The sequence below is a fragment of the Parafrigoribacterium humi genome (assembly GCF_040227205.1).
Taxonomy (GTDB): Bacteria; Actinomycetota; Actinomycetes; order Actinomycetales; family Microbacteriaceae; genus Parafrigoribacterium_A; species Parafrigoribacterium_A humi.
Genome location: NZ_JBELOA010000003.1, coordinates 101,456 through 122,678, shown reverse-complemented (window position 1 = coordinate 122,678; position 21,223 = coordinate 101,456). Strand labels below are relative to the sequence as shown.

17 protein-coding genes, 1 tRNA gene and 1 other RNA gene are annotated in these 21,223 nt (G+C 66.4%); 16 read left to right on the top strand and 3 right to left on the bottom strand.

All coding sequences use genetic code 11. The annotated features are described in order from the left end of the window. Positions 1-304 (top strand): family 1 glycosylhydrolase (locus ABUA28_RS07380; protein ID WP_407075428.1); only part of this gene is annotated, 304 nt, incomplete at its 5' end. Between the two features lie 7 nt (positions 305-311). Further along, a complete protein-coding gene (locus ABUA28_RS07375; RefSeq protein ID WP_349903392.1) occupies positions 312-1,541 on the top strand; it encodes a multidrug effflux MFS transporter in 1,230 nt (409 codons plus the stop codon). Positions 1,542-1,738: 197 nt separating this feature from the next. Here ABUA28_RS07375 and ABUA28_RS07370 read toward each other — a convergent pair whose 3' ends face one another. After that, entirely contained in the window at positions 1,739-2,317 is a 579-nt protein-coding gene (locus tag ABUA28_RS07370; protein ID WP_349903391.1) for a class I SAM-dependent methyltransferase, read from the bottom strand. A 241-nt stretch (positions 2,318-2,558) separates the two neighbouring features. Here ABUA28_RS07370 and ABUA28_RS07365 point away from each other — a divergent pair, with 241 nt between their 5' ends. From ABUA28_RS07365 to ABUA28_RS07320, 10 genes are all read left to right on the top strand, one after another. Further along, positions 2,559-3,836 (top strand): saccharopine dehydrogenase family protein, encoded by a 1,278-nt coding sequence (locus ABUA28_RS07365; RefSeq protein WP_349903390.1) that lies wholly within the window; start codon positions 2,559-2,561, stop codon positions 3,834-3,836. Beyond that, positions 3,833-4,375 carry a TetR/AcrR family transcriptional regulator gene (locus ABUA28_RS07360; RefSeq protein ID WP_349903389.1) on the top strand — a complete coding sequence of 181 codons (543 nt, stop codon included), beginning with the start codon at positions 3,833-3,835 and terminating at the stop codon, positions 4,373-4,375. The genes ABUA28_RS07365 and ABUA28_RS07360 overlap by 4 nt, the downstream gene beginning before the upstream one ends. Before the next feature lie 89 nt (positions 4,376-4,464). Then, positions 4,465-4,836, top strand: coding sequence for a GntR family transcriptional regulator (locus ABUA28_RS07355; protein ID WP_349903388.1), 372 nt, complete (start codon positions 4,465-4,467; stop codon positions 4,834-4,836). Further along, positions 4,824-5,720: an ABC transporter ATP-binding protein gene (locus ABUA28_RS07350; protein WP_349903387.1), complete on the top strand. Its 897-nt coding sequence runs from the start codon at positions 4,824-4,826 to the stop codon at positions 5,718-5,720. Before ABUA28_RS07355 ends, ABUA28_RS07350 begins: the two co-directional genes overlap by 13 nt. Next, complete coding sequence (locus ABUA28_RS07345) at positions 5,717-6,370, top strand: ABC-2 transporter permease (RefSeq protein WP_349903386.1); 654 nt, start codon at positions 5,717-5,719, stop codon at positions 6,368-6,370. The genes ABUA28_RS07350 and ABUA28_RS07345 overlap by 4 nt, the downstream gene beginning before the upstream one ends. Positions 6,371-6,684: 314 nt before the next feature. Then, a complete protein-coding gene (locus tag ABUA28_RS07340; protein ID WP_349903385.1) occupies positions 6,685-8,016 on the top strand; it encodes an ABC transporter substrate-binding protein in 1,332 nt (443 codons plus the stop codon). Positions 8,017-8,116: 100 nt separating this feature from the next. Then, on the top strand, positions 8,117-9,112 hold the full coding sequence (locus ABUA28_RS07335) for a carbohydrate ABC transporter permease (RefSeq protein ID WP_349903384.1): 996 nt from the start codon (positions 8,117-8,119) through the stop codon (positions 9,110-9,112). Further along, positions 9,109-10,002, top strand: coding sequence for a carbohydrate ABC transporter permease (locus ABUA28_RS07330; RefSeq protein ID WP_407075427.1), 894 nt, complete (start codon positions 9,109-9,111; stop codon positions 10,000-10,002). Before ABUA28_RS07335 ends, ABUA28_RS07330 begins: the two co-directional genes overlap by 4 nt. Positions 10,003-10,018: 16 nt before the next feature. Beyond that, positions 10,019-12,370, top strand: coding sequence for an alpha-xylosidase (gene yicI / locus ABUA28_RS07325; protein WP_349903383.1), 2,352 nt, complete (start codon positions 10,019-10,021; stop codon positions 12,368-12,370). A 72-nt stretch (positions 12,371-12,442) separates the two neighbouring features. After that, entirely contained in the window at positions 12,443-13,480 is a 1,038-nt protein-coding gene (locus tag ABUA28_RS07320; protein WP_349903382.1) for a LacI family DNA-binding transcriptional regulator, read from the top strand. Positions 13,481-13,500: 20 nt separating this feature from the next. Here the strand turns inward: ABUA28_RS07320 and ABUA28_RS07315 are convergent, their stop codons facing one another. Further along, on the bottom strand, positions 13,501-14,142 hold the full coding sequence (locus ABUA28_RS07315; protein WP_349903381.1) for a hypothetical protein: 642 nt from the start codon (positions 14,140-14,142) through the stop codon (positions 13,501-13,503). A gap of 99 nt (positions 14,143-14,241) precedes the next feature. Then, positions 14,242-14,329: transfer RNA gene (locus ABUA28_RS07310), tRNA-Ser, on the bottom strand. A gap of 93 nt (positions 14,330-14,422) precedes the next feature. Here ABUA28_RS07310 and ABUA28_RS07305 point away from each other — a divergent pair. The 4 genes from ABUA28_RS07305 (at position 14,423) to pta (ending at position 21,208) form a co-directional block, all read left to right on the top strand. Beyond that, positions 14,423-15,658, top strand: a complete 1,236-nt coding sequence (locus ABUA28_RS07305; RefSeq protein ID WP_349903380.1) for a hypothetical protein — start codon at positions 14,423-14,425, stop codon at positions 15,656-15,658. Further along, entirely contained in the window at positions 15,655-18,318 is a 2,664-nt protein-coding gene (locus tag ABUA28_RS07300) for a multicopper oxidase domain-containing protein (protein WP_349903379.1), read from the top strand. Before ABUA28_RS07305 ends, ABUA28_RS07300 begins: the two co-directional genes overlap by 4 nt. 518 nt (positions 18,319-18,836) lie before the next feature. Then, an RNA gene (ffs, locus tag ABUA28_RS07295) (signal recognition particle sRNA small type) lies at positions 18,837-18,933 on the top strand. A gap of 157 nt (positions 18,934-19,090) precedes the next feature. Beyond that, entirely contained in the window at positions 19,091-21,208 is a 2,118-nt protein-coding gene (gene pta / locus ABUA28_RS07290) for a phosphate acetyltransferase (RefSeq protein WP_349903378.1), read from the top strand. Positions 21,209-21,223: the final 15 nt, after the last annotated feature.

Here is a 21,223-nt window from a genome sequence, read left to right as displayed (position 1 = left end):
CCCTGGCCGGCGCCCCCCCCGGGGGGGCCCCCCCGCCCGCCGCCCCCCCCCCCCCCCCCCCCCCCCCGTCGAGCGCACCGACTACCTCCGTCGCCACATCACCGCGGTACACCGCGCGATGCAGCGCGGCGTGGATGTGCGTGGCTACCAGGTGTGGTCGCTGTTCGACAACTTCGAGTGGGGCTACGGCTTCTCCCGGCGGTTCGGCATCGTTCGCGTCGACTACGACACGCTCGAGCGCACGGTCAAGGACAGCGCGCACTGGTACGCGGCCCTGGTGAAGAGCAAGACGATTCCGGAGTAAGCCCCATTTGACAACAGTCGTTCACCCTGGCGATTCCCTCTCGAACCGCCAGCGGCTCGTTTACGTGCTCGTTTTAGGGGCGCTGACCGCACTAGGCCCCTTCTCCGTCGACCTCTATCTCCCCGCGTTCCCCGCGGTGGAGTCCGAGTTGGGCACGACGGCGGTCGCCGTGCAGCTCACCCTCACCGCGACGACGATCGGTTTCGCTCTCGGGCAGCTCTTCGTCGGCCCGTGGAGTGACAAGGTCGGCCGCCGCCTCCCGCTCATCGCCGCGACGCTCCTCCACATCGGCTCGAGTCTCGGCATCGTGCTCGCTCCGGATGTCGTCTGGGTCGGGATCTTCCGCGTGCTGCAGGGCATCGGTGCCGCCGGCGGTGGTGTCGTGGCCATGGCGATGGTGCGCGACCTGTTCGGCGGGCTCCCGCTCGTGCGGATGCTGTCGAGACTCGCGCTCGTCAGCGGGCTCGCGCCGGTGCTGGCCCCGGTCATCGGCTCGCAGCTGCTGCGGATCGTGGACTGGCGAGGGATCTTCGTGTTCCTCACCATCTACGGGGTGCTTGTCGCGATCGCGGCCGTTTTCTTCCTCGTCGAGACGCAACCGGCGGCCCGGCGTGCGGATACGGGACACAACTCGATCGGCCAGCGCTATCGGGCGCTGTTCTCCGACCGGGTGTACGTGGGCACGATCATCATTGCCGGCATGACCTTCTCCGGCCTGTTCGCCTACCTGTCGGTCGCGCCCCTGCTGTTCCAACAGGTCTACGGGATGTCCGCCCAGGAGTTCGGCCTGCTGTTCGCCATCAACTCGATCGGCATCATCATCGGAGTGCAGAGCAGTTCGCGGCTGGCCAAGTACATCGGTCCGCAGTGGATCCTGTTCGGTGCAGTGTGCCTCATGCTCGTCTCGGCGATAACCATCGTTGTGCTCGACCTCGCGGGCGCTGGTCTGTTCGGCATCCTCATTCCGCTCTGGTTCTTCATCACCGCCTGCGGCTTTGCGTTCCCCTGCCAACAGGTGCTCGCGCTCGCGGGGCACGGCAGCGAGGCGGCGACCGCGGCATCCGTGATGGGAGCGGTGAACTTCGGTTCTGCCGGAGTGATCTCACCCATCGTCGGCCTGTTCGGGGTGACGACCGCCGTGCCGATGGCCGGTGTGATGATCTGCACCTCTGTGGTGTCGCTCTTCGTCATGTGGCTCATCGTGCGGCCGCGCTCGGTGCCCGCTCTCGCGCGTTGACGCATCCGCTCCGCGCCTCACGGTTCGCGCCCGGTGTTCCCCGGTGTTCGCCCGGTGTCCCCCGGTGTTTGCCCAAATGAAGGAGTGGCGAAATCCGAGCCCCGTGTTTTCGGGGCGGCCCATTCCGACACGCCGCGCAACTCCTTCATTTGGGCGAAGCGAGCACGGGATCGGGAGGCCGAGGGGACCGTGCGAGTTCAGGCGCGGGCTATGACGGTGATGATGTGCATGTGCTTGTCGCCGAACGGGGTGGTCGCAGGGCCCTCGTGTTCGGTCAGCTCGAGGATCTCGAGCCCGTCGAGGAGCGATTCGACCTCCTCGCGGCTGTGGAAGTTCATCCCGGGGCGCCCCACCCAGGAGTCGTTCGGCCCGAAGAAGTCACCGACGAATAGGCCGGAGGTGATGAGGGACCTGCGGATGAGCGTCCACAGTCTCGGAAATTCCGGCTCGACGCAGAACGGCAGCGATCGTCCCGCGTACAGCAGCTCGTTCGCGGGCAGGGACTCGACGTCTTCGAACGCGACGCGCGTGGCCGTGATGCGCGCGGCATCCTCGGGGGAAAGGCCCGCCACGACTCTTGTCTCGGTGCCTTTCGCCCCATCGAGGGCGTGCACGCGCCAGCCGCTGGTGGCGAGATAGCGCGACTCCGTGCCGTCACCGCAGCCGAGATCGACGGCCACGCCGGGTGCAGCGTCGCGGCGCAGCTCGAGTGCGTGGGGGAGAAGGGGTCGCACGTCGCGGCCGGATGATGCGTCGAAGAACGTGAGCCAATCCATCTTCTGACTCTATGCCGCGCGTTGCCGCGCTCCGCTCGTCCGTGGGTACCGACATCCGCTCCCCTGCGTTTCGCCCAAATGAAGGAACCGCGGCGCGCGACCCCCGTGTTCTCGGGGCGCCCATTCCGACACGCCGCGCAACTCCTTCATTTGGGCGAAACGCAGGGGAGGAGAAACTGGGCGGATGCCGCGGGCGAGAGGGGCACTCGCTGGCGCGCGCATTCCCCGCTAACGTTTGGGGATGAGAATCCTCTTAGTCGGTGCGGGTGGGGTGGGCGACGCCATCGCCAAGATCGCCGCACGGCGCGATTTCTTCGAGGTGCTGGTGGTGAGCGACTACGACGAGGAGCGTGCCGAGCGCACCGTGGCGTGGATCGAGCAGAAGCACGGCCCGCAGAACGGTCGCTTCCTGACCGCGCAGATCGACGCCTCCGACCCGGACAGCGTCGCATCCGTCGCCCTGGAGTTCGGTGCAACCCACGTGATGAACGCGGTCGAGCCCAAGTTCGTGCCGACGATCTTCGCCGGCGCGCTCGCGGCGGGCGCCAATTATCTCGACATGGCGATGAGTCTCTCGGAGCCGCATCCGACCGATCCGCACGAGCAGACCGGCGTGAAGCTTGGTGACGACCAGTTCGCGCAGGCCCCGGATTGGGAGACGGCCGGCCTGCTGGCCCTCGTGGGCATCGGGGTCGAGCCCGGCCTCAGCGACGTGTTCGCGCGCTACGCTGCCGACCACCTGTTCAGTGAGATCGACGAACTCGCCGTTCGCGATGGAGCCAACCTGGTCGTGCGGGATGCCGCGGGAGAGGAGATCTTCGCGCCATCCTTCAGCATCTGGACCACGATCGAGGAGTGCCTGAACCCGCCCGTGATCTGGGAGAAGGATCGCGGCTGGTACACGACGGAGCCGTTCAGCGAGCCGGAGGTCTTCGAGTTCCCCGAGGGCATCGGTCCGGTTGAGTGCGTCAACGTCGAGCACGAGGAAGTGCTGCTCATGCCGCGCTGGATCGACGCCAAGCGGGTGACCTTCAAGTACGGCCTCGGCAACGAGTTCATCGGCATCCTGAAGACGCTGCACCAGCTCGGCCTCGACAAGACGGAACCGCTACGGGTGCGCTCGCCCAATGGCCCGGTTGAGGTGGCACCCCGTGACGTCGTTGCGGCTGGGCTCCCCGACCCCGCCACTATCGGGCCGCGGATGACCGGCAAGACCTGCGCGGGCGTGTGGGTGACCGGTAGGGGCCTCGATGGCACCCCGCGCGATGTCTACCTCTATCACGTGAGCGACAACGAGTGGACGATGGCGGAGTACGAATGCCAGTGCGTCGTCTGGCAGACGGCACTCAACCCGGTGATCGCGATGGAGCTGCTCGCCACTGACGCGTGGGCCGGAACAGGTGTGTGCGGCCCGGAGGCGTTCGACGCGAAGGTCTTTCTCGATCTGATGGAGCGACCGCTGGCCGAGGGCGGGTACGGGCAGGCGTGGGGGCTCGAGGAGAGGACACCAGAGGCATGAGCCCAGCGAAGTCTGTGCGCAGCGAGGAGGTTCTGGAGTTGGCCCTCGGCGTTCTCGAGCGCAACGGCCTCGAGGCGTTCAGTCTGGTCGAGGTGGCCAAGGCGGCGGGCGTCAAGCCGCCGTCGCTCTACAAGCAGTTCGACGGAAAAGCCGACATCGAAGCCCAGCTCATCGAGATCGGGTTTCGGATGCAGGGCGACACGACGAAGCGCGCCATCTCTGCGCTGGGTCCATCGCCGACGCGCAGGATGATCGTGGAAATGCTGGCGCGTGCCTATCGCGACTTCGGCCTCCGGCATCCGCAGCTCTACCGGCTCATGCACGAGCGACCCCTTCCCGCGAGTCTCCCGCAGGACGTCTACGACGCGCGGGCACTCGACTATCGGGCGCTTTTCGCCGACCCCACGGCCGCGGTGAGTTTTTGGGCGTGGGCCCACGGCCTTCTGATCCTCGAACTGGCAGGCCGCTACGAGACCGAGGTGGATGTGGACAAGCTCTGGGTCGTCCTGGTCGAGCGGATCGTCGCAGAGGCCGACTGAGGCGAGTGTACGACGCCGTGTTTTGACAAAGTTCCGAAGCGCACCTACTGTACTGGTGTACATATACAGTAAGAGCGGCGAGGAACTCCGTGCACATCATTTTGTCGAGCACCAGTGGTGTGCCGCTCTATGAGCAGATCAAGGTGCAGTGCCGCGCGGCGATCCACGGGGGAGACCTCGCGGAGGGCGAGTTGCTGCCGTCGCTGCGACAGCTCGCCGCGCAGCTGAGGGTCAGCCTCATCACGGTGACTCGCGCGTACAACGACCTCGTCGGGGAAGGGCTCGTCACCAACGAGCACGGGCGGGGCTTCGTGGTGAAGCCCATCGATCCGACGCTCGCGGATGCGGCCCTGACCGAACGCTTCGACCGGGCCATCGAGGAGACCGTCGCCGCGGCGCGGGCCGCACGAATTGGCCGGGACGTCGTGAAGGAAAGGGTGGAGCAGCAATGGAACCGATGACCACGGGCGATGCTCTCGTGAGCAGGCAGCTCACGGTGCGGCGCGACTCCTTTGCACTCAGGGAGGTCGACATCCGAGTGCCGCGTGGATACGTGACCGGGCTGGTCGGACCGAATGGCGCGGGCAAGACCACGTTCCTCAAGTCCGCGCTCGGCCTGCTCGCGCCGACCTCGGGCGAGGTCACTGTCCTCGGGCACCCCGCGGGGAGCGCCGCGGCGCAGGACCGCATCGGCGTGGTGCTGGATCGCACCGCCGCGGCACCGGAATGGCGTGTCGAGACGATCGGCAAGCGGATCGGGAAGTTGTATCGCCGCTGGGACGAGCAGCAGTACCGGCACCTGCTGGACCGGTTCGACGTTCCGCTGCGCAACCGGGTCGACGGGTTGTCGCGGGGGCAGACGGTGAAGCTGTCGATCGCGATCGCGCTGTCCCACGACCCGGAGATCCTCGTGCTCGATGAACCGACCAGTGGTCTCGATCCGGTGTCTCGCCGCGATCTCGCCGACATCATCCGCGAGTTCATGCTCGACCCGACGCACACAACGGTGTTCTCCACTCACATCACCTCAGAGCTCGACGACCTCGCGGACTGGATCGTCGTGCTCAACGCCGGCACCGTGGTGTTCGACGGGATGCTGCACGAGCTTCACGAGCAGTATGCGATCGTGCGGGGCGCGGGCCCGTTGCCCGCGGCCGCTCGGGCGGCGACGATCGGAGCCCGGTTCGACGCGCAGGGCGGATACGAGGCGCTCATCCGGGTGGACGACACCGCGAAGTTCGGCGGCGACGTCGTCATCGATGGCGCGTCGACGGATGACATCGTCGTCCACTTCGCCGAGCACTCTCATTCGACGTCACAGCCTGGATCGGAGGTGGCGGCATGATCGCCGCATTCACGAGGTTCGACATCATCAATTTCGCGACGACGCAGGTGCGTCGCGTGCTCCTCCCGCTGCTGTTCGTGATTGTCTTTGGCCTCGCGGTACCCGCTGGCGGACTCCCCGTGCTCGTCGGCGCGGCCGTGGCCGTGGCCTCGGTGTCGTACCTGTTTCAGGCCGATGAGCGCGGACTCCTCGACACCCTCTACGCCACGGCATCCGTGTCCAGGCGCGACGTGGTCATCGGCCGCTACCTCACCGTCATCCTCTACGCGATCGTGGCGGCAGTGCTGGGTATCGTCGTCTCACTGGTGGGCGACGTCATCGACCACCACTCGTTCGGATGGCCGGTCCTGGCGACCGCGCTCCTCGGCGCGTTCGTGGTCATCGCCATTGGCGTCTCAGCGCAGCTGCCGTTCTACTTCGCTCTCGGCTTCACGAAGGCGCGCCCCCTGATGTTCATCCCGATCATGCTCGTGGGTGGCGCGGGTGTTGTCGCCATCCAGCTGGGTGTGCTCAAGGGCGTCGGGGGAGACATCGTGAGTTGGACCGTGAACAATCCAGCCATCGATGCCATCGGACTGGCGGCGGGAATCGCGCTCCTGGTGTTCTCTGCCTCGATCGCTGTCGCGCGCTACACCCGGCGAGAACTGTGAGCTGACCGCGCTGGCGCGTGCACCGTGCAGGAAGATCGGCGTTGTGGCTGCGCAGACTTCCTTCGACCTCGGCCATCCGTCAAAACTTCCTTCAACCTGCGCAGGGGCCGAGGGCGATCCGGACAGGGCCAGGCAGGGTCGGCGAGCGAATTGGCGGTTTGAACAACAAACAGCTTGTGTGGCCGGGATGTTACCGGTAATGTTACCGGAAACATTGCTGAACGGCCCGGCACAGCTGCCGCCCCGCCCAGCACAGCACCGGAGTGGCTGTCAGCACTGCACGAGGCGGCACTCCTCTTACAAGGAGGTACAGAATGCGAAAGAGGCACTTCGCAGCCGCGGCCATACTGGTCACCGGCGCGATGCTGCTTGCGGGATGTTCCGCGAGCAGCAATTCCACTGCCGACTCTGGCACGGTCAACACGAACCCGGACGGCAAGGGCAAGACGCTCACACTCTGGGACTACGAAGACCCGACCAGCGCGATGGGCATCGCCTGGAACGAGGCCATCAAGGAATTCGAGAGCGAGACCGGCGCCAAGGTCAAGTACGAGGCCAAGTCGTTCGAGCAGATCCGTTCCACCGCGAGCCAGGTGCTCAACTCGAATGCCGCTCCGGACATTCTCGAGTACAACAAGGGCAACGCGACCGCGGGGCTGCTGTCGAGCCAGGGACTCCTGAGCAACATGAACGCCGCGGTCAAGGCCTACGGCTGGGACAAGAAGCTTGCCCCGTCGCTGCAGACCACCGCTCGCTACGACGCCAAGGGCGTCATGGGCTCGGGCAACTGGTACGGCATCCCGAACTACGGCGAGTACGTCGAGGTCTACTACAACAAGGACATGTTCAAGAAGTACAACATCGCAGTGCCGAAGACTCTCGCCGAGTTCGAGGCTGCGCTGAAGACCTTCAAGGACAACGGCGTCACCCCGTTGGCGGAGTCCGCCGCAGAGTACCCGCTCGGACAGCTGTTCTACCAGCTCGCCCTGAGCAAGGCCGATCGCTCCTGGGTCGACGACTACCAGCTCTACAAGGGCAAGGTCGACTGGACTGGCCCCGAGTTAACGTACGCCGCCAACACGATCAAGGACTGGGTCGACAAGGGCTACATCAGCAAGGATGCCGCAGGGCTGAAGGCTGAAGACGCCGGCACCAGCTGGATCAGCGGCAAGTACCCGATCTTCTACTCGGGCAGCTGGTGGTACAACCGCTTCACCACGCAGGCGACAAGCTTTGACTGGGGAACCTTCCTCTTCCCGGGCTCGAAGATGGCTCCGGGTTCCTCCGGCAACATCTGGGTCGTTCCGGCCAACTCCAAGAACAAGGACCTGGCCTACAAGTTCATCGACATCACGATGAGCAAGAAGATCCAGAACCTGATGGGCAACAGCGGCGGCATTCCGGTCGCGGCCGATGCCTCGGCGATCACCGATCCGAAGAGCAAGGAGCTCATTGCGAACTTCAACACTCTGACCGGCCAAGACGGCATCGGGTTCTACCCCGACTGGCCCACGCCGACCTTCTATGACCAGCTGAACGCCGGTCTGCAGGAGCTCGTCAACGGCACCAAGTCGAGCAAGGATGTTCTCTCCGAGCTGGGCGGCGAGTACCAGACCGGCGTGGACGCCATCACCAAGGGCCACTGACTCCGGCTCTCAGGATGCGGCAGGGCCGGGGCGGCGACGCGTCGTCCCGGCACTGCCCGGCATCCATTCACCACCACCAGACAACAGCTGAGGAGCAGCAATGGCCACCGTCCCGTTCGTGAGGCCGGCCCGCGCCAGCAGGAAGCCCCGCGACACCAGGCGCCCGGATGACTCGCTCCTGCCCCACAGCGGGCGGGGCCGAGGCAACGGCGGATTCTGGTTCTACCTCATCCCCGGCTTCGTGCTGTTCACGATCATCATCCTGATTCCGCTGGTGTGGAACATCTACCTCAGCTTCACCTCGTGGCGAGGCATCCTGCCACCCGTGTTCATCGGACTCGAGAACTGGACAGACCTGCTGCAGGACGCGAAGTTCTGGACCTCGTTCCTCAACAGCGTCTGGATGATCGTGGCCATGGTCATCCTGCCCACCCTGCTCGGCCTGCTGTTGGCCGCGATGCTGTTCGACCTCATCGGCAAGAAGTTCGGCGGCAGGCTGGCAAGCTTCCTGCGCGCCACCTACTATCTGCCGCAGATTCTCCCCATCGCGGTCGCTGCGATCGTGATCGGCTGGATCCTCCGGCCGGAGAACGGCGCACTCAACATCGTGCTCAAGGCGGTCGGCCTCGGCGGCCTGCAGCACAACTGGCTCGGCAGCCCGGACACGGCGCTCATCAGCATCATGTTCGTGATGGTGTGGGTGCAGCTCGGCTACCCCGTGGTGATCTTCATGGCGGCGCTGCAGCGCGTCGACCCCGAGCTGTACGAGGCCGCGGAACTGGATGGCGCCGGCTGGTTCCAGAGATTCCGCGCGATCACCGTCAACATCATCCGCCCGGAGATCTTCGTGGTCGCCCTCACCTGCACGATCGCCGCACTCAAGGTCTTCGGCCCGATCTACATCCTCACCAGGGGCGGGCCGGGCACCTCGACCATCGTGCCGAGCTACTACTCCTACAGCGAGTTCTTCCAGAACCAGCAGGTGGGCTACGGCGCGACGATCGCGACCGCTCTCACCCTCGTGATCATCGTTCTCGTGATCATCTTCATCAAGGCGCAAAACGTCGTCGAGCGTTCGGAGCGTGGAACCCGATGAGTACGACAACCCTCGACCGCAAGACCGCTCAGCCTGCGCGGATGCCCGTGCCACACAAGCGCAAGACGAAGCGCACCGTCGCGGATTGGCTCATTCTCGCCGCCGCGATCGTCATCGGATTCCTGATCGCGGTGCCGTTCCTGATCATCCTCATCAACTCGTTCAAGTCGCCGACCGACTACGCGAGCTCCGGCCCGCTCACCTTGCCGGCGCAGCTGTACTTCCACGGCATCGAGAACTTCTGGACTCGGGTCAACTTTCCGGAGAAGCTGTGGAACAGCTTCCTTATCAGCAGCGTCGTCGCGATCGCGGCTGTGCTCATCTCGGTATTGAACGCCTTCGCCATCGGCATCGGACGGGTGCGCGGCCGCACCTGGATCATCATCCTGTTCCTGCTCGCCAACATGATCCCGCAGGAGGCGCTGCTCTACCCGCTGTACTACATGTTCAAGCAGGTCGGACTGTACGACAACGTGTGGTCGGTGATCATCATCTTCACGGTCATCCAGAGCGCGTTCGGCACCTATCTGCTGTCGTCGGTCTACGGCACCTTCCCCAAGGAGTTGCTCGAGGCCGCGTCGCTCGATGGTGCCGGGCGCTGGCAGATCCTCTGGCGCGTGATCGTGCCGATCAGCCGGCCGACGCTGTCTGTGCTCGTGATCTTCTTCTTCATCTGGACCTGGAACGAGTTCCTCATTCCGCTGACCTTCCTGGTGAGCAACGACAACCAGACCGTGCCGGTGGCAATCGCCGTGCTTCAGGGCGACCGACTGATGGATGTCACGACCACGAGCGCCTCCGCGCTGCTCGGTCTCATCCCCACACTGATCTTCTTCCTCATCTTCCAGCGCACCCTCACCCGCGGCATCACCGCAGGCGCGGTCAAGTAGTTACGGACACACGCATATGAAATTCACCGACGGCTTCTGGCAGCTGCGCCCCGGCGTGACCGCGCTCTACGCGCAGGAGGCCTATGACATCTGGTCAGGGCAGAACTCTCTCGTCGTGACCGCCCCGACCAAGGTCATCGCGTCCCGCGGGGACACGCTCAACCAGCCGGTCGTCACCGTGACCCTCAGTTCTCCGCTCCCGGGCATCATCGGCGTGAAGCTCGAGCACTTCCAGGGCGGAAAGGACCAGCTCGGCTTCGAGCTCGTCGGCGCGGAGGACGGGCACGGCGTCGCGACCGTGACCGAGGCGGGCGGAACGCTCGTGAGCGGTGACATCACGGCCACCATCTCGGCCGGTGCCCCCTGGAACCTGAGCTTCAGCACCGGCGACCGCGTGCTCACCTCCGGCGGGCACAAGTCGATCGGCTACCTGCAGTTGTCTGCGGATGCCCAGGTCGACGGCGCTCCGATCGGCAACGCGCGCGCGGGCACCTCGGCCACGCTGCACGATGCCTATGTGCACCAGCAGCTCTCGCTCGGGGTCGGCGAGCTCATCTACGGTCTCGGCGAGCGCTTCGGGCCGCTCGTGAAGAACGGGCAATCCGTCGACATCTGGAACGCCGACGGCGGCACCTCGAGCGAGCAGGCCTACAAGAACGTGCCGTTCTATCTGAGCAACCGCGGCTACGGCGTCTTCGTCAACCACCCCGGCCACGTCTCCTACGAGGTCGGCTCCGAGGCGGTCGAGCGGGTGCAGTTCTCGGTGGCGGGCGAGTCCCTCGAATACTTCGTCATCGCGGGGAAGAACCCCAAGCAGATCCTGGAACGGTACACGGCGCTCACCGGGCGTCCGGCATCCGTTCCTGCGTGGTCCTACGGGCTGTGGCTCTCGACGAGTTTCACCACGAGCTACGACGAGAAGACGGTGGGCGGCTTCATCGACGGGATGGCCGAGCGCGACCTGCCGCTCAGCGTCTTCCACTTCGACTGCTTCTGGATGCGCGAGTTCAACTGGACCGACTTCGAGTGGGACTCCCGCACCTTCCCCGATCCGGAGGGGATGCTCGCCAGGCTGCACGAGAAGAACCTGCACGTCTGCGTGTGGATCAACCCGTACATCGCCCAGCGCTCGCCGTTGTTCGCCGAGGCGAAGGCCGCGGGCTACCTCGTGAAGCGCACGAACGGCGACGTCTGGCAGTGGGACCTCTGGCAGGCGGGCATGGCGCTCGTCGACTTCACCAACCCGGATGCCGCCGCCTGGTACCAGGACAAGCTGCGGGTACTGCTCGACCAGGGCGTCGACGCCTTCAAGACAGACTTCGGAGAGCGCATCCCGCTCGAGGTGGACTACTTCGACGGCTCGAACCCCGAGCGCATGCACAACTACTACACGCAGCTCTACAACCGCGTGGTCTTCGACGTGCTCGAGGAGAAGCGCGGCACGGGCGACGCGGTGCTCTTCGCGCGCTCGGCGACCGCGGGCGGCCAGAGCCTGCCCGTGCACTGGGGTGGAGACTCCACCTCGAGCTTCGAGTCCATGGCAGAGACACTGCGCGGTGGGCTATCGCTCGCGCTCAGCGGGTTCGGATTCTGGAGCCACGACATCGGCGGCTTCGAGGGAACGCCGGATGCCGGGGTCTTCAAGCGTTGGACGGCCTTCGGCCTGCTGTCGAGCCACAGCCGCTTCCACGGCTCGGACTCCTACCGGGTGCCGTGGGCCTTCGACGTTCTGCCCGACGGCACCGAAGACACGAGCGACCAGAGCGCCGTCGCGGTGACCCGCCGGTTCACGAAGCTCAAGCTCTCGCTCATGCCGTATATCTACGCGGCCGGGCTCGAGGCATCCCGCGTCGGCACCCCGGTGCTGCGGCCGATGCAGCTCGAGTTCGCGGATGATCCGGCCACCGGATACCTGGACCGCCAGTACATGCTGGGCGGCGAGCTTCTGGTCGCCCCCGTGTTCAGTGCCGACGGTGTCGCCGAGTTCTACCTGCCCGCGGGCACCTGGACGAACTACTTCACCGGCGATCGCGTGACCGGCCCGGGATGGCGCAGCGAGCAGCACGGCTACGACACCCTTCCGCTCTATGTACGCGACGCTGCTGTGCTGCCGATCGGCGCCAGGAGCGACCGCCCGGACTACGACTATCTCGATGGAATCACGATCGAGGTCTATCCCTCGTCGAGGGATGAGCCGCGCACCATCACGGTGACCACCCCGACCGGGGAGACCGCCGAGTTCCGCGTCGAGCGTGACGGCGCCGATGTGCGGGTCAGCTCCGGCTATTCCGGCTCCTGGTTCGCGCGGGTGCCCGGTGGGGCTACGGTCAGTGCATCGAACGGAGTGGCGCGACCGATAGCGCAGTGATCGGCCGTGTAGCGACGTAACCTTAACTATCGCCGTCTGGTGGTACGCGAGGAGAGATGAGGGGGAGCAGTCATGACCCTGCCCTCGCGCGCCTCCGAACGCCCCGCGGAACGGCCAGCAACGATCTACGACGTGGCGCGCCGCGCGGGCGTGTCACACCAGACCGTCTCCCGTCTGCTGCAGGGTTATGAGGGCATCCGGCCGGCCACGAGGGCGAAGGTTCAGGCCGCGCTCGACGAACTCGAATACCGGCCGAACCTCGCCGCTCGCTCGCTCGCGACCAGCCGTTCACAGCGCATCGGTGCCCTCGTCTACGAGTTGCTCGAGGTGGGCCCGAGCAAGACGATCCAGGGCGCGAGCGACGCCGCGAGGCACGCCGGCTACCTTCTCGACATCGTCACCCTCGACCCCCGGGACGACACCGCGGTGGAGCAGGCACTCAGTGTGCTGCGCACGCAGGATCTCGCGGGCATCGTCGCGTTCGCGCCGATGGACCTGCTCTCGGACCGCATCCAGCGCGCCGACTTCTCCGTGCCCATGCTGATGGAGACGGATGTCGACCTGGCCGCCGCCGCGACCCACACGAGCGTCAGCGACTCCGGCATGCACCAGATCGTGGATCACCTCGTCGCGCTCGGGCATCGAAAGCTGTTCTATGTATCCGGCCCGCTCGAGTGGTGGGCGTCACGTAACCGCGTGGCTGCATACAACGCCGCGCTTGCGGAGCACGGGCTCGTCTCGGCCGGAACGATCGAGGGCAGCTGGTCATCGGCGTCCGGGTTCCGAGCGGGCATGGAACTCCCGCTGGATGCGGGGGTGACCGCAGTGGTTGCCGCCAACGACCAGATGGCGCTCGGTATGCTGAGAGCGCTTGCCCAGCGCGGCGTCTCCGTGCCGGAGGACATGAGCGTGACGGGTTTCGACGACACCCCGGAGTCCGCGTACTTCCAGCCTCCGCTGACGACCGTGCGCATCAACTACGAACAACAGGGTCGCACCCTCATGAACCGGTTGCTCACGACGATCGACAAGAGTCACGCCGTACAGGAGGAGACGGTGGATGCGCCGCTTCTCGTGCAGCGAGAATCAACGGCGCCGCCGCGTTCCTGAGGCCTGTGGCGGCGTGATCGTCAGAGTGGATTGCCCGTGGGGATGCCCATGAGCGCCATGAGGCCGAGCACGAGTCCGAGCATCGCACCGAGGGTCACCACAATGGCGATCCCGGTGATCACGGGCCGATTCTCGAACCAGTACGCGCTCCCCGGGTACTCCTGAAAGAACACCTGCGCGGTGATGGGGTCCGTCGACTCCTCCAGCGGTACGCGGGTGGCCGCGGCGACCTCGCGCATCGAGGAGGTCGTCCAGAACGCCCCGCGCATCCGCACCAGGCGCTGCTTGTGCTCGTCGCACAGGATGAGCTGTTCGGTCGTTTCGGTCGACGCACTTCGATAGGTGGACACGAGTGAGGCAGAGCGGATCTGCTTCAGTGGTGTGACGGTGGTGCCGCCCAGCACGCTGCGCTCGTGCACCTCGGTCTGCGTGACTCCGATGAAGATCCTGCGATAAATGTTGTAGCTCGCGAGGGCTCCGACGATGGTGATCACGTGCACGAGAAGCGCGATCGGCCAGGTTCCCCTGGGTGCACCGAGGAAATAGAGTGCGCCGAACAGCGGCAGCGAGAGCAGCACATAGGACAGCACTCCCGTGCGCACAAGAGAGCTGCGAGGGCTGACACGCACGGCGTAGTTCTGATGATCGTGCCTGCGTGCCATGCGTTCCCCCAGCCGTTGTGCTGACGATAGTGCGGTGGCGGAGAAGAGGGGATTCGAACCCCCGGTTGGACTTCTTGCACCCAACACGCTTCTGAGCCTTGGCGGAGAATGGGGGATTCGAACCCCCGAGGGCTTGCACCCAACACGCTTTCCAAGCGTGCGCCATAGGCCACTAGGCGAATTCTCCTGGGTGGTTGTTGCCGCATCCGCGACGACGACCAACGTAAAGCATACGGGATGACCACAGCGCTCGTTTCAGCCTCGGCAGTACGATCGAAGAGTGACCTCTCCCGTGCGGTCGACGGGCAGCGCCTTTGGCGCGTCCTCGTCCACCAGACCAGTTCTCGACCGCTCCCTCGTCCGACTGGCGTTTCTCATTCCGGGCGGGCTCGCGCTGCTCATGGGTCTCGATGCAGCGCTGCTGCTCCTGGGCCTGCACGCACCACTCACCCTCGACCGACTTCCGCAGCTGCATGCCCCGCTCATGGTGTTCGGCTTCGTCGGAACCTTCATCGTGCTCGAGCGTGCGGTGGCCGCGAGGCGGTGGTGGGGGTTCGCCGCTCCGGGGTTGCTGGGGCTCGGAAGCCTCGTGATGCTCTCGCCGCTGCCGGTCGAAACGGGCAAGGCGATGCTTGTTGTGGGGATGGCCGCGCTGCTGGGCATCTATTTCGTGGTCTGGCGGCGACAGGCTGCGGCGGCCACGGCCATCCAGGTGCTCGGCGCGCTCTCCGGACTCTCGGCGACCGTGCTGTGGCTCAGCGGCACGGCCGTCGCATCCCTCGTTCCCGGCATGGTGTCGTTCCTCGTGCTCACGATCGCGGGGGAGCGGCTGGAGCTCGCGCGCATCTCCCCGCTCGTGACGATCGGTGTCGAGCGGCTGGGACTCGGCGTCGCGATCGCGCTCGCGGCATCCGCCGCTCTCAGCCCGCTCTGGCCGGCCGTCGCGTATCCGCTGCTGTCGCTTTCGCTCATCGCGCTTGTGGCGTGGCTGTTCCGCTTCGATGTCGCCACGAGACTCGTGCGCTCGACCGGCTTGCCGCGGTACATGGCGGCATGCCTGCTGAGCGGCTACATCTGGCTCGTGGTCGCGGCCGGGATCTGGCTGTTCATGGGACGGGTGGATTCCGGATGGGCGTATGACGCCGTGGTGCACTCGGTGTTCCTCGGCTTCGTGATCTCGATGATCATGGCGCACGCTCCGGTCATCCTGCCCGCCGTGCTGCGCAAACCGCTGCCGTACCGCCCGTTCCTCGGAATCCCGGTGCTCTTGCTGCACGTCTCGCTCGTCCTGCGGGTGGTCGGGGATGTGCGCGAGTTGCCGGTGGCGGTGCAGTGGGGCGGCGCGCTCAACGAGACCGCGCTGTTGTTGTTCGTCGTGCTCGCCGTGACCTCGGTGATTCTCGGGCCGCCGAAGAAGAACCCGCTCAAGCGCCAGCCGAGCGCTGCGCCGAAGACCCCAAACGCGCCGAAGACCGCGACTCCTGAACCAGCGACCCCTGAGGGGCCCGCACAGTGAGCGGAACCCTGTCTCGCAGGCGCTGGTACCTGCTGATGAACGGACTCGTTGCGCTGTGGCTTGTCGCCGCGGGCGTCATCGTCATCGTGCATCGCTTCGTGCCGTCGGGCACCTGGCTCATGGTGCATCTGCTGCTGCTCGGTGCCATCAGCACCGCAATCCTGGTCTGGAGCCAGCACTTCGCCGACTCGCTCCTGCGCAGACCGGCGCCGGGCGGGCGCGTCTCGCACGGGATGCGGCTGGTCGGGCACACGATCGGCGCGAGCCTCGTGGTCGCGGGCATCGTCAGCGGATGGTGGCCTCTCGTGCTCGTCGGTGGCATCCTCGTCGGCGTGGTCGCGCTCGTCCACGCGACGATCCTCGGCCTGCAGATGCGGGGCAGGCTCCCCGCGAGGTTCGCTTCTCTCGTGCGGTTCTACATCGCCGGGGCCGTGTTCCTCGCGATCGGGGTCACGCTCGGCATCATCATGGCACGTGCCGGGCTGCCCGACAGCCTGCACGACCGGCTGTTCCCCGCGCACATCGCCTTCAACCTGCTCGGCTGGGTGGGGCTCACCGTGGTGGGCACGTTCATCCTGCTCTGGCCGACCGTGCTCGGCACCCGGGCATCCGACGCGGCCAGCGGCACAGCCAGGAGCGCGCTCGTGCTCCTGTGCGGCGGTGTTCTGTTGTTCGGCCTGTTCGTGCTCGCCGACCTGCGCATCGGGGTCGTCGCGGCCATGGTCCTCTACGTCGCCGGGATCGTGATCGTGCTCGTCGAGGCGGTCGCGCAGGCGCGCAGGGCCACCCGCTCGAGCTTCGCAGCGTGGAGCCTCGCTGCCGCACTCGGCTGGTTCGTCGCGTGTTCGCTCGCGCTCGGCATCCTCGTTGCCACGGCCTCGAACTGGGCGGATGCGGGCGATCGCTTGGCCTGGCTGGTCGGGCCGTTCGCGGTTGGCTTCGCCGCGCAGATCCTGCTCGGCGCGCTCAGCTACCTGCTGCCCGTCGTGCTCGGGGGCGGCCCAGAGGCGGCCAGGCGCTCGGCGCTCGAACTGAACCGAGGCGGCATGTTCCGCGCCGTCGTGCTGAACCTCGGCATCGTGATCTACCTGCTGCCCACCTCGAGCTTCGTGCGCGTCGTCATGTCGCTCCTCGTCTTCGGCGTGCTCCTGAGCTTCCTGCCGCTGGCCGTGCGCGCGGTCGTCGCTTCGCGCAAGGCGCCGAGCGGTGCGGATGCGATGCAGCGGTCGGATGCCCCGGTCGCCCCCGCGCGCCACAGCGGCTCCCTGGTGGTGGCCGCCGGCGCGCTCATCCTCGCCATGACCGTCGGAGTCACCCTCGACCCCGCGGCCACCGGCCTCTCCGTAGGCGTGCCCTCCGGCGGGGCCGCCGCGACCGGCCAGACGACCACGGTGAGCATGACCATGAAAAACATGCGCTTCTCGCCGAGCACCGTCGAGGTGCCCGTCGGCAACAAGCTCGTGATCAAGCTCAAGAACATCGACGACCAGATCCACGACCTCACGCTCGCGACGGGTGTCACCTCTGGCCGACTGGCACCGGGCAGGAGCGCGACGGTCGACGCCGGGGTCATCGGGAGCGACATCGACGGATGGTGCTCCGTCGCCGGCCATCGCCTCATGGGCATGGTCATGAAGATCGTCGCGACCGGAGGGTCGAACTCGGCCGACGCGTCGAAGGGCGGGGACTCGGTGGGCGACTCGGCCGGCCACTCCGGCAGCCACGACATGGCGAACATGCCCGGGATGACCGGAACAGCGGACGGACCGTCCGCCGCCAAAGACATCGACCTGGCGAAGAAGCCGGGACCGGGATTCGAGGCGAGGGATGCGACGCTGCCGCCTGCGCCATCCGCGACAGTGCACAAGCTCACGCTCACGGTCTCGGAGATCCAGCGCGCGGTCGCCCCGGGCATCACCCAGAAGCTGTGGACCTACAACGGCACCGCACCGGGGCCCGTGCTGCACGGCAAGGTCGGCGACGTGTTCGACATCACCCTGGTCAACGACGGAAGCATGAGTCACTCCATCGACTTCCACGCCGGGGCCCTGTCGCCAGACAAACCCATGCGAGACATAGCGCCAGGCCAGTCGCTCGAGTATCGCTTCACCGCGACGCGCTCGGGCATCTGGCTGTACCACTGCGCGACGATGCCCATGTCACTGCACATCGCCAACGGCATGTACGGCGTCGTCATCATCGACCCGCCCGGCCTTGACCCGGTCGACAAGGAATTCGTGCTCGTGCAGGGCGAGTATTACCTCGGTGCCCAGAAGGCGATCGCCGACTACTCCAGGGTCAAGACCGAGATACCCGACCTGGTCACGTTCAATGGTTACGCCGACCAGTACCGCTACGCGCCGCTCACCGTGAAGGCGGGCGACCGGGTGCGCATCTGGGTTCTGGATGCCGGACCCAATCGGCCGAGTTCGTTCCATGTCGTAGGCGGGCAGTTCGACACCGTGTTCTTCGAGGGTGACTACCTCTTGCGGGGCGGCGGAAGCACCGGCACGGGAGGATCCCAAGCGCTCGCCCTCCAGCCCGCCCAGGGCGGTTTTGTGGAACTCACCTTCGACGAGCCCGGCGACTACAGCTTCGTCAGCCACATCATGTCGGATGCCGAGAAGGGTGCGTCCGGCATCATCCGCGTCACGCAGTAGTGGCGGCGGGGTCGTCGGAGATCGCCCCGAAGGCTCCGCCCATAGAGGCCCACCACGCCCCCGCCTTCGGCGCGATCCCCGACGACGGTAGCTCTCGACGGCCGAAAAGCGTGGCCGTCAGAACCCTTCATAACTCGCGAGAAACCCGACACCCCTCGCCCTCGGCTGGGTTTGCGCGTTCGACGCGATCCCCGACGACGGCTTATTAAGGCTGGTCGAGTGGCGCGCGAGGTACGAGCTCGCGTATCGAGACCTCACGGGCAACGGTTTCTTCTATGGTCCTGCACCACGTTCCGGTCTCGATACGGCTGCTCCTTCGTTGCGGCCTACTCGACCGGCCGGAATGTCGACTCGTCGTCCATCCGCACCCCGGCGCGTAGCTAATGACGGATATTTGGGCGACACGCCGCGTAGGCGGGTCGTTTTGCCCGGCGTGTCGCAATTCATCCGTCGTTAGCTACCTGCGGAGGCCGAAGGGATGCGGCACGCAAGTCACGGCGGATGTCCGGTAAACTAGGTGAGGCTCCTCGCGTGGCGCCATCCAGGCCAACTCCCCCAGGACGGAAACGTAGCAAGGGTAACCGGGCTCTGGCGGGTGCGCGAGGGGTCCTCGCCGTTAAGCCCCAGCTGCACCACGGCCTTCTTTTCATGCAGGCTGCTCAGGTCGCCGGAGATCGCGCCGAAGGGGGGCGTGGTGGGCCTCTATGGGCGGAGCCTTCGGGGCGATCTCCGGTGACCCCCAAGTGGGACACCGGCGACGTAGGCTGGGAGCGTGGCCAGAAGCATCTACATCACCTCAGTGGAAGGTCACGCGGGCAAGTCGACGATCGCCCTCGGCGTGCTCGACACCCTCAGTCACGAGATCGAACGAGTGGGCGTCTTCCGCCCCGTCGCGCGCTCCAGCGCCGAACGCGACTACGTGCTCGAACTGCTGCTCGGACATGACGGCGTCGGCCTCGACTACGAGGAGTGCGTCGGCGTCAGCTACGAAGAGGTACACGCCGATCCGGATGCCGCCCTCTCCCGCATCGTGGAACGCTTCAAGGCGGTCGAGCGGCAGTGCGGGGCCGTCGTCATCCTCGGCTCCGACTACACCGACGTCGGCAGTCCGACCGAGTTGTCGTACAACGCGCGCATCGCGGCCAACCTCGGTGCTCCCGTGCTTCTCGTGCTCGGCGGGCAATCGGATGAGACGGGCAATCGCAGCGCGGACGAACTACGGCAGGTCTTCGGTCTCGCAATGCAGGAGCTGGACGCCGCTCACGCCCGCGTGGTCGGCGTGGTCGCGAACCGTGCGGAGCCGGGCAAACTCGACGAGATCGTCGAGGCGCTGAGCGCAGCGTCCGTGCACGACCGCGACGGCCACCGTGGCGCGGCCGGCGGCGAGCCGATCCCCGTGTGGGCGATCCCCGAAGACCCGTTCCTCATCGCGCCGAGCGTCGCCTCGCTCATGGAGGCCTGCGACGGCACCCTCATCAAGGGGGATCCCGCGCTCCTGCAGCGGGAGTCTCTCGGGGTCGTCATCGCGGGCATGTCGATGGAGAACGTGCTCACCAGACTCATCGAGGGCGGTGTCGTGATCGTCGCGGGCGACCGATCCGACGTTCTGCTCTCGCTGCTCATGGCTCACGCGGCCGACACCTTCCCGTCGATCGCGGGCATCATCCTCAACGGCGGATTCGACCTGCTGCCGCAGATCGAGTCGCTCATCGACGGGCTCGGGTCGACCGTGCCCATCATCCGCACCTCCCTCGGCACCTACGACACCGCGCGCGTCGTGACCAAGGCGCGCGGGCGGCTCGCTGCGGATTCCCCGCGCAAGTTCGACACGGCGCTCGCCCTGTTCGAGCAGCACGTCGACGGCGAACTGCTGCTCGAGAGGCTCGAGGTGAGCCGCTCCGACGTGGTCACCCCGCTCATGTTCGAGTACGACCTGCTCGACCGCGCGCGCTCGAACCAGCGGCACATCGTGCTGCCGGAGGGCACGGATGACCGCATCCTGCGCGCAGCGAGCACGCTGCTGCGCAGGCAGGTTGCCAGGCTCACGATCCTGGGTGACGAGACGGAGATCCGCCAGCGCGCGGCTGGGCTCGGTCTCGACATCGCGGCCGCGGACATCCTGAACCCGCTCGATCCGGAGTTGCGGGAGAAGTTCGCGGTGGAATACGCGCGGCTGCGCGCGCACAAGGGCATCACGGTCGAGCTGGCGCGCGACACCATGATCGACGTGTCGTACTTCGGCACGATGATGGTGCACCTGGGCCTCGCGGACGGCATGGTCTCCGGCGCCCAGCACACGACGGCGCACACCATTCGCCCCGGCTTCGAGATCATCAAGACGAAGCCGGATGTCTCGGTCGTCTCGAGCGTGTTCCTCATGTGCCTCGAGGATCGTGTCCTGGTCTACGGCGACTGCGCCGTCAACCCCGACCCGAACGCCGAGCAGCTGGCGGACATCGCGATCTCCTCCGCGTCCACGGCGGCCCAGTTCGACATCGACCAGCGCATCGCGATGCTCTCGTACTCGACCGGGGCGTCCGGCTCCGGCGCGGACGTCGACAAGGTGCGCACCGCGACGGAGCTCGTGCGCGCGCGCAGGCCAGACCTTCTCGTGGAGGGGCCGATCCAGTACGACGCCGCCGTGGACGCATCCGTCGCCCGGTCGAAGATGCCGGACTCCGTGGTCGCGGGCCGCGCAACCGTGTTCATCTTCCCCGACCTGAACACCGGCAACAACACCTACAAGGCGGTGCAGCGCAGCGCTGGCGCCGTGGCGATCGGGCCGGTGCTGCAGGGCCTGAACAAGCCGATCAACGACCTCTCCCGCGGGGCGCTAGTGCAGGACATCGTGAACACCGTCGCGATCACCGCCATCCAGGCCGCCATCTGAGGGTGGCGCTCGGCC